11 protein-coding genes are annotated in these 9,732 nt (G+C 31.5%); 2 read left to right on the top strand and 9 right to left on the bottom strand.

The annotated features are described in order from the left end of the window. The 9 genes from ABWO04_RS07955 to ABWO04_RS07915 all read right to left on the bottom strand — a co-directional run. Positions 1 to 497 (bottom strand): CIA30 family protein (locus ABWO04_RS07955; RefSeq protein ID WP_353078921.1); only part of this gene is annotated, 497 nt, incomplete at its 3' end. Between the two features lie 33 nt (positions 498 to 530). After that, positions 531 to 1,565 (bottom strand): o-succinylbenzoate synthase, encoded by a 1,035-nt coding sequence (locus ABWO04_RS07950; RefSeq protein ID WP_353078919.1) that lies wholly within the window; start codon positions 1,563 to 1,565, stop codon positions 531 to 533. A gap of 78 nt (positions 1,566 to 1,643) precedes the next feature. Continuing rightward, positions 1,644 to 2,834: a tetratricopeptide repeat protein gene (locus tag ABWO04_RS07945; RefSeq protein WP_353078917.1), complete on the bottom strand. Its 1,191-nt coding sequence runs from the start codon at positions 2,832 to 2,834 to the stop codon at positions 1,644 to 1,646. Positions 2,835 to 3,055: 221 nt separating this feature from the next. Further along, positions 3,056 to 3,733, bottom strand: coding sequence for a metal-dependent hydrolase (locus ABWO04_RS07940; protein ID WP_353078915.1), 678 nt, complete (start codon positions 3,731 to 3,733; stop codon positions 3,056 to 3,058). 51 nt (positions 3,734 to 3,784) lie between these two features. Continuing rightward, positions 3,785 to 4,684: a 1,4-dihydroxy-2-naphthoate octaprenyltransferase gene (gene menA, locus ABWO04_RS07935; RefSeq protein ID WP_353078913.1), complete on the bottom strand. Its 900-nt coding sequence runs from the start codon at positions 4,682 to 4,684 to the stop codon at positions 3,785 to 3,787. Beyond that, on the bottom strand, positions 4,684 to 4,950 hold the full coding sequence (locus ABWO04_RS07930) for a hypothetical protein (protein ID WP_353078911.1): 267 nt from the start codon (positions 4,948 to 4,950) through the stop codon (positions 4,684 to 4,686). The genes menA and ABWO04_RS07930 overlap by 1 nt, the downstream gene beginning before the upstream one ends. Before the next feature lie 4 nt (positions 4,951 to 4,954). After that, on the bottom strand, positions 4,955 to 6,457 hold the full coding sequence (locus ABWO04_RS07925) for a PH domain-containing protein (protein WP_353078909.1): 1,503 nt from the start codon (positions 6,455 to 6,457) through the stop codon (positions 4,955 to 4,957). Continuing rightward, a complete protein-coding gene (locus tag ABWO04_RS07920; protein WP_353078908.1) occupies positions 6,458 to 7,018 on the bottom strand; it encodes a PH domain-containing protein in 561 nt (186 codons plus the stop codon). A 111-nt stretch (positions 7,019 to 7,129) separates the two neighbouring features. Next, complete coding sequence (locus tag ABWO04_RS07915; protein ID WP_291241568.1) at positions 7,130 to 7,969, bottom strand: 1,4-dihydroxy-2-naphthoyl-CoA synthase; 840 nt, start codon at positions 7,967 to 7,969, stop codon at positions 7,130 to 7,132. Between the two features lie 130 nt (positions 7,970 to 8,099). Between ABWO04_RS07915 and ABWO04_RS07910 the strand changes: the two genes are divergently transcribed. Then, positions 8,100 to 8,528: a PH domain-containing protein gene (locus ABWO04_RS07910; RefSeq protein ID WP_353078906.1), complete on the top strand. Its 429-nt coding sequence runs from the start codon at positions 8,100 to 8,102 to the stop codon at positions 8,526 to 8,528. Continuing rightward, a complete protein-coding gene (locus tag ABWO04_RS07905) occupies positions 8,528 to 9,718 on the top strand; it encodes a serine hydrolase domain-containing protein (RefSeq protein ID WP_353078904.1) in 1,191 nt (396 codons plus the stop codon). The genes ABWO04_RS07910 and ABWO04_RS07905 overlap by 1 nt, the downstream gene beginning before the upstream one ends. The last annotated feature ends 14 nt before the right edge of the window (positions 9,719 to 9,732 follow it).

Genomic DNA, 9,732 nt, shown 5'->3' with positions numbered 1-9,732 from the left:
TGAAAGGATTCATTTTTTTTATTGCCAATTAAAAAAACCAATTCTTCAAATGAACTACTATTATAATTTGGTAGATTTAGATCCTGACCTCGAAAAGAAGGGTATAAATCTTTCATATTAATAGTAATTTCTTGCCAGTCTCCATTAGTTTTAAATGTAGTGATATAAGAATAATATTTTGATATTTTGTCTTTAATTCTAATTTGGTAGTCTTTACCGTCACCTTTTATTTTTAAAGTAATTTTACTGTCTGCTGTAGTATTTATTTTGTCAAATTGATACCTTACAGACGAAAATCCTCCGTAATTTTCAGTAGAAACTGTACCCGAGAATACACCATTCCCATCTTCATCGATAGAAAACTGACCATTGGAACGACCACCCATAACTACGTCATCAACAATTATCCAATCGGAAACGTTTGAGTTTTTAGAAAAATCATAAATTGAAATCGTATTCATAGTAAAGCAAAAGAAAAGTAATAAAAGTAACTTCATAACACGTATAATTTATAGGAATTATTTGTAAACTTACAATTTAAATTCCCAATTTCGATCCTTTGAATAAAATAACTGTCCGTTTTTAATTTCTAAAGGGCAATCGAAATTATTGGTATACAAACCACCGGTTCCTAATCCTTGTGGCATTTTGTTGTTCAATGTGTATGTAAATTGTGCAATCGCATTTAATCCCACATTACTTTCCAAAGCCGAAGTAATCCACCAACCAATATTTCGTTTTTCGGCCAATTCTATCCATTCTAAGCTGCCTTTTATGCCGCCAATAAAACTGGGCTTCAAAATAATATATTGTGGCTGTATGGCGTCTAAAAGCATTGCTTTATCTTCATATTTAAAAACACCAATCAACTCTTCATCTAACGCTATTGGAAAAGGTGTGGTTTTGCATAGCTCTGACATCTTGTCAGTGCTATTTTTTTGAATAGGTTGCTCAATGCTATGTAATTCAAATTCAGATAATTGATTTAATTTATTTAAAGCTTCATTTGAATTAAAAGCACCGTTTGCATCTACACGTATTTCAATGGTTTTTGCATCAAAATGTTGACGAATAAATCGCAATAAACCCAATTCTTTTTCAAAATCTATTGCGCCAATTTTCAATTTTATACAGGTAAAACCTTCCGCTAATTTTCCTTCAATTTGTTGTTTCATAAACGCTTCCTCACCCATCCAAACCAATCCATTAATTAAAATTGAATCTTTCGATTGGGTAAAATCAGAAGTAAATAATTCAAATGGAGAAACTGCTTGTAAAGAAAAAAATGCCATTTCTACACCAAATTGAATGGAAGGGAATTCAAGTAATGCATCCCATAATTTATCCTCACCTAAATGAATGTTTTCGCACACCCATTGCAATTTTTTTTCATAATCTGGTCGGTCATCTACTGATAAACCACGCAACAAACCACACTCTCCTATTCCTGTTTTACCATTTTCTTCCAATAGTAAAAACCAGGTTTCTTTTTCCGTCATTACACCACGCGAAGTGCCACTTGGACGTTTAAAGTTTAGGATGTATTTTTTATAGGTAGCGTGCATTTAAAATTCCAAATTAAAAAATTCCAAATTCCAAATTTAACGAAAACGATTTGGGATTTGGGATTTTGTTATTGACTTTTATTCAATTATTCTTAGTATTTTTTTAAAATTATTTATTGGAAAGCCTTTCTTTTCAAACTCAAAAAAATCAGATTTCGTTTGATTTACCCAACTTGTATTTGAGGCAATGTTTTGCGTTTTGTATTGACTATGAAGGTCTTTAGCTTCCGAAACACGGTCTGTAAATAAATACACGTGAGCCAATTGTAATTGATGCGTTAAATCGTTCTTTTCTAACACTATAGCTTTGTTTATATTATCCTCTGCTTTAGCAAATTGTTTTGAAAACAAATAGAAATTTCCCAATAAACCATAATCGATATGATTGGCTGCTTTTTTAAATATAATTTCATTCTGAATTATAGAAATGGCTTCGTCAACTTTGCTGTCTTTAAACAACTTAACGGCTTCCGCACGAATGGTATTCAAATAACTTTCATATTGATTTGATTTCTTTAAAGCGATTTCTTGTACATCGTTAACCGCTTTTGTTTTTTCAATAGTCAATAATTGTTGGTACTCTGAATATTTATATTTATCTATAAAACTTGCTACAAATTGAACTAAAAAAACGGCTTCATTTGATGATTTTTTATACCAATCTAATTTTTTTCCAAGTGTAACGATTTCTTTTTTTGTTTCTAAATTCCAACCTCTACTGGCTGAATAATCTATCCAAGAAACCACTTCTAATACTATTTTGGTGCTTAATACCCAATTTTTATTTTCAAAAGCAAACCAAATATTTGGTGTGTTTTCAAAACATTTTGTGTTTTTAATAGAAATTACTTTACTGTCTTTATTTATGGGTTCTTTACTGAAATAACAAGCCGTTTCTAACTTTCCGTCTTTTAAAAACTGATTTCCGGCCTTCTCAGACGTGTAAATTCCATAAACACAAGTATCGTCACCAGAAAGAGAATTGGTTAAAAAAAGAGCTCCTGCAGCGCCCTGACTAATACCTGTTGGATCAGGTATGGCTTTTAAAACAGATGCCAAGCTATTTGTGATTTTTCCGTTTTCATCAATTAATGAAATTCGGAATACAAATTCAGAGGCACCCTCAGGCAAGTCGTCAATTTTCACTAAGGTTCGGTTGCCCGATGAAAGTTTAATTTCTTTAGTAAATGCGCGTTCTTTATCCCAAAAACCATCTTTCTGAGCGAAAGAAATTTGAGTAATAAGAAGAAATAATAATATTTTTTTCATTTTTAGATGGGTACGCAGATTTTTCGGATGTTTATGATTTATTTTTTTTGAAACACATAGGCACATAGGTTTTCTATTTTTGGTTTTGATTGAAACGATTCACATAAAATAAGTCGAATAATAATAACTTTAAGCTTTTTCTAATGTTTTCTTTTTCAAACATTTCAAATAAAAATCTATCTTACTATGTGTTTCAACTTCTACAATTTTGATACCAAAGTTTATAAATCGATGCTTTGTCCTATTTCTAATAACATTAAATCTTTTCCTTTTTGGAAGAATTTACGTTTGGCTTCTTCGTGATTAATTTCGATATAACCGAACGTATCGTAATGATAGCCTAGTATTTTATCGCACTCTACAAAGTCTGAAGCGATAATAGCATCTTCTACATCCATTGTAAAATTACTTCCGATAGGCAAAATAGCCAAATCTAATTTGGTTCGCATTGGAATCAATTTCATATCCATTGTTAAAGCCGTATCGCCTGCAATGTATATGTTTTTATGCTCGCCTTCAATTACAAATCCGCCAGGTTGCCCTCCATAACTCCCATCAGGAAAAGAGGAGGTATGAATCGCATTCACGTATTTGACATTCCCAAATTCGAAATCCCAACTTCCACCGTGGTTCATTGGATGATAATGAAACCCTTTATTTCCATAATGTGAAGCAATTTCATAATTAGAAACAATTACCGCATCGGTTCGTTTGGCAATGGCTTCCACATCTAAAATATGGTCTTGATGTGCGTGCGTTAATAATATATAATCAGCTTCAATCTCATCAATAGAAATGTGTGATGCCTTAGCATTTCCTGTAATAAAAGGATCTACCAAAATATGAATATCATTGATTTGAATGCTCAAGCACGCGTGTCCGTAAAATGTTATTTTCATAGTTTTAGTATTAAGATTTTGGTATTAAAAATTATGACTTTTTTAAAATTCTTATAATACACACAAAAATAACCAAAATAATATACTCAGTGCAAATGTACTCAAAGCAACTTTTTTAAGTTCTGGATCGAAATCTTCGTGTTTTTCTGATTTTTTAACTTTTACTAAATGAAAAATGATTGGAATGTTAATGATTAAAACAGGAATAAGTGAAGACTTAATTAATAAAGAAAAAATCATAAAAGAAACCATTCCAATCACTAAAATAATTTCATGATACTTTTTAGCCCATTTCAATCCAAACTTCACCACTAACGTATTTTTATTTGCGATTCTGTCATTCTCAATATCGCGCATATTATTTAAGTTTAAAACAGCGGTGCTTAACATTCCAATAGCCGTAGCGGGAAGAAATAATTTAATATCAATACTTTGCGAGTATAAGAAATTGCTTCCAATAACGGCTACTAAACCGAAAAAGATAAAAACAAATACATCGCCAAAACCGCTATATCCATAAGCGTTATTTCCAACGGTGTATTTTATGGCTGCGGCAATTGAAGCTATTCCTAAAACCAAAAAAGTAAACGAATACACAAAATTTTCTTGTCCAAATGCAAAATAAATTAAAGCTACAGCTAAAACAAAGGCTATAACCGAGTTGATGATAATTGCCTTTTTCATTTGGGCAGACGTAATTTCACCCGAAGCTACTAAGCGTTTTTCGCCAATTCTATTGGCATCTGTGCCTTTTATGCCATCGCCATAATCGTTAGCTAAATTGGATAATATTTGAAATGATAATGTGGTACATAATGCCAACACAAAAATAATCCAATCAAATGAATGTTGGTAATACGCATACGCACTTCCTACCAAAATTCCAGAAATTGAAAGGGGTAACGTTCGTAAGCGTGCCGCTTGAATCCAAGGTTGTATTGTGTTTTTCATTAAACTAAGAAAACGATTAATAGTGTAATTACATTGAATGCCAAACTAAAATAGGACATCAAACAATTTTTGTTTTTAATTAGTGAATAGGTGTTTAGTATTGGCAAAACAATAAACAATACTAACATTGGAAGCCAAATAATTTCATAAAGCACGCCTATAATAGTAATCTGATATACATCAATTGTTTTGCTAAGCAACCAATACAAGAGCATTGAACTACTTAAAACTAAAAGAAGTTTTTTATTTGCGATTAACTTTTCCATATAATTACATCCAATTTTTATTTGTTGTTTCCACTTGATACAACCAATTATTTACCATTTTTTTTATTTCAAGATAATTACCCGTTGAAAAATCAATATTTCCACCTGCAGTTGCCAAAGTAACCGAACCAATATTTGTAGCTTTTTGCCAAAAAAATTGTTTTGTTGTAATGGCTTGTATTTTATAAGGTTCTACAATCGTATTGTCAACGTCCCAAGCACCATTTTGTTTGATAATAAAATCAGTAGAAACAAAAAGTCTATAATTTTTATATGAAAACCATAATAAAATCCCTGAAAACAAGGCAAAAGCAACACAATACATAACCAATTCATTCCAAATAAATAAATCAAAAGATACATTAACTAGTATAAAAACAACTATTGGAAGTAGAAGTAAAAAGAATGACTCTAGAGCCAATTTTCGCCAATTTGGGAGCATTAATTTTCCTTTTTCTGGAAATATATTAAAAAGTATTTTTAGAATTTCATCACGCTCCAATTTTGAAGCACCAGGAACATCAATCTTATCACTTTTAATATTACTGCCAGGATTGCTTGATGCTTGGCGAATACCAATTGTCAGAATATCAAACTTTTTCTGAAAGAAATTTTGAGTTGTTGAAACAAGTTGGACTTTCTTTGGATGTAACAATGTGTTTTTAGTAGCCAATAATCCGTAGGAAAGCACAATTGATTGATTGTTTCTACGAATTGTAAAATCATAATATTTTATAATAGTTTGCACTAAATTAACTACCAATACTATTCCAATAATAGTTCCTAGCACCATTGCAAATGAAGTTAACAAAGGTAATTTTTCTAAATAATCCGTTATTTTATCTTCCTGAACTTGAGCGCTTCCAAATATATTTTTAATATTTTCTAACATCGCTGAAAAAAACACAATAAACAGCACAAAGCTCTTAACGTAATTTGAAGTAAATCCAATTTTAATCAAACTAGATAAACTAATTTTTAATAGCGACGACGGTGCTTCCACAACTTCTTTTTCCTCGGTAAAAGTTGGTTTTTCTGAAGCGTAATTTATTAATCGATCTTTTAAAATGATGGCAAGTTCGTGAGGAATAGCGCTAATTGACGCCTCTTTTTTATCGCTTCCTGCGGTATCAATTTCTAATTTATAAACATTTATTAATCGTTGAATTAGACTTTGATTGATATTTACTTGCTGAATTTTGTGTAACTGAATTGTGATTTTGGTTTTATTCAAAACACCTTTTTGAATTACGAAATCGCTATTTTCTTCATCAATATAAAATGTAAAAAAGTAGTATTGCAAATAAGAAATTATGGCAATAATCAGTACAAAAGCAACAATTCCTAAATATATAAATAAGGTATTGGAAGCATCCAACTTTACCAACCATACTAGAAGTATAGGCCACATAGCCCGTACAATTTTTTGTAAGGTATTGGCAAACATAACTAAAACACCTAGTAATGATTGACGTTGTGGCTGTGAAAAATCGGTTAAAGCATTCATTTATTCCATATTATTATGAACAACATTGTGAAGTTCATTTGTTGCATCTGGATTAATTTTTTTAGAAACTAAATTTTTTATTTTCTGAGCGTCTTCTAAAAGTAAACCCGGTATTTTAATATCCGAACTATTGCCACCAGCCGTAAACAGCTCAACAGAAGCCAAACCAAATTTTCTCGAAAAAAATCCTTGGTGAAGCGCTACGTGTTGCACCCTATTAAACGGAATTATTGTAGTCGTTTCAGAAATTAAACCCGATTTATAAATAGCATCGTGAGTTCGAAAAGCGTATCCTTTTTTATTAAAACTAAGCTTTGCTAGTGGATAGGATAAGCCAATTAAAATCGAAAGAGCAATTCCCATAACCAACCAAATTCTATTAGAAAAAAGTTCCGTTTGAAAATAAGAAATAACAAAAAACACTAATAAAATAACAAAATTAACTATACTTAAAATAATAGCAACTACATTAAAATACTTGGCTTGTAATCGATTTAATTTCACTTCCTCAAACTTAGGTAAATCTATAATTTCCGTAGTTTCATTTGTAAATTCCTGCATTCTTTTTTACTTTTTACTTTTTACTTTTTACTTTTTACCTTTTACCTTTTACTTTTTACTTTTTACTTTTTACTTTTCCCTAAACCTAACCCCTTTTACCCTACACCTAAATTAAGGAATATACTTTTTCTCAAAATTAGGTTTTCGTTTTTCCAAGAACGCATTTCTACCTTCAACAGCTTCTTCGCTCATATATGCGAGACGTGTGGCTTCACCAGCAAAAACTTGTTGTCCCACCATACCATCATCAGTTAAGTTCATAGCGAATTTTAACATTCTAATAGACATTGGCGATTTACCTAATATTTCTTGTGCCCATTCGTAAGCAGTAGATTCTAATTCAGTATGCGGAATTACAGCATTTACCATACCCATTTCGTAAGCTTCTTGTGCCGAGTAGTTTCTTCCTAAAAAGAAAATTTCTCTTGCTTTTTTCTGTCCTACCATTTTTGCCAAATACGCCGAACCATAACCGCCATCAAAACTAGTTACATCAGCATCGGTTTGTTTAAAAATGGCGTGTTCTTTACTTGCTAAAGTTAAATCGCACACCACGTGCAAACTATGTCCGCCACCAACAGCCCAACCTGGCACTACAGCAATAACTGCTTTTGGCATAAAACGAATTAATCGTTGTACTTCTAATATATTTAATCGGTGGTAGCCGTCTTCGCCTACATACCCTTGTTTGCCTCTTGCTTTTTGATCGCCACCGCTACAAAAACTCCAAATTCCGTCTTTTGAAGAAGGTCCTTCTGCAGATAATAAAACCACTCCAATAGAAGTATCTTCATGGGCATCTTTAAAAGCATCTAATAATTCGGCAGTTGTTTTTGGTCGGAATGCATTTCGCACATCAGGTCTGTTGAAGGCAATACGCGCCACACCATCACATTTTTTATACGTGATATCTTCGTACTCTTTTACGATTTTCCAGTTGATAGTTGACATTTTCAATATTTTTTATCAAAAATACTTCAAAAATACTTTAATTTGCAAAAGCAGATGACATTTTTATATAATCAAAGCCAATAAAAAATTCAATCTACTATTTCGCCCAAAAAAAACAGCTAAATAATATATGAAATACAAATCGGACTTTAGTAAAATTAATTTCTTTATACCCTTGTTCCCTGCAGTACTCGTATCGCTAATTGCTTTTTTATCTGGAGATTCTATTGAAATGGTTTTGGCACCTATTGGTATTCTAATTTTGTTTTTAAGTGTATTAATTACAGTTACATTTTTCACTACGTATTACGAAATTCAAGAAAACGTTTTGATTGTTTCTATGTTTTTTTACAAAACAAAAATTAAAATTTCAGAAATTAAAACTATAAAATATTCCAATTCTATTGTAAAAACAAATTTTTACAAACCGGGCTTTCATCACAGAGGCATAGAAATTGTTTATCACAAATACGACGACATATTTTTATCACCAATCAACAAAGACCAATTTATTGAGCAGTTAATCGAACAAAATCCAACTATAGAAATCAGAAAATAATGAGAATACGCCTTACACTCTTATCACTTACTTTATTTACACTTTCTTGCAAAGACAACGCATCGGAATTTTCAAAAAACAATGGCACACAACAAGACCAAAGCGACTTTTTTGTAGCGTTTAACGAATTAGATTCTGCGTATTGCGAGAAACAAAAAAACGAAATCAGTTACCAATACAATAAATTAATTAACAAAAGTGATTTTTACGGTCAGTTTTTAGTGGCAAAAAACGGAAAAATCTTATTTGAAGATTATCAAGGCTTTGCTTACAAAGAAAAAGACGATAAAAATGGAAAAAACAAACCATTACATATAGCATCGGTTAGTAAAGTATTGACAGCCGCGGTTATTTTAAGAATGGTTGACCAAGAAAAAATTGGTTTAGACGATAAAGTTTCCGAATACTTAGAAGGTTTTTATCATAAAGAAATAACGGTAAGAATGTTGTTAAATCACCGAAGCGGCTTGCGTCATTACGGTTATTTTATTGAGCGTGATGTAAAATGGGACCGTTCAAAACGCATCACCAATCAAGATATTTTAAAGTTAATTAATTCTGGAAAAATACATTTAGAAAGCAAACCAGGAACGCGATTTGCCTATTGCAATACCAACTATTCTTTATTAGCGCTTATTATTGAAAAGGTTTCTGGAATGCGTTATCACGAAGCGATGAACGAACTACTTTTTAAACCGCTTGGTATGAAAAACACGTTTGTATTTGATTACGAAAAACACCACGACACGGTAAGTCAAACCTATAAATCAAACCGATTACGCTTGGCTTTTGACCATTTGGATTTGGTTTATGGCGATAAAAACATTTATTCAACAGCGCGCGATTTATTAAAGTTTGATTTAGCCACGTATTCAGATAACTTTTTTAGCGAAAAACTAAAGAAAGAAATTTTTAAAGGGTACAGTTACGAATCGAAAGGTGAAAAAAATTACGGTTTGGGTATTCGTTTACGTGAATGGAAAGAAGCACCTACTCTAACCTATCATAACGGTTGGTGGCACGGCAATACCTCATCGTATATTACGCAAAAAACAGATACGGTTACGATTATTGCGTTGTCAAATAAAATGACTTACAACACCTATAAAACCAAAAAGTTTATTGCGTTATTTAATTCTAAATATCCTGTAAAACTGGATAATAATGATGTAGGTGGTGCTAATGAATAAGAGTTACTGATTTA

The organism is Flavobacterium sp., from assembly GCF_040382755.1.
Lineage (GTDB): Bacteria > Bacteroidota > Bacteroidia > Flavobacteriales > Flavobacteriaceae > Flavobacterium.
This window is presented reverse-complemented; position numbering and strand designations above follow the sequence as displayed.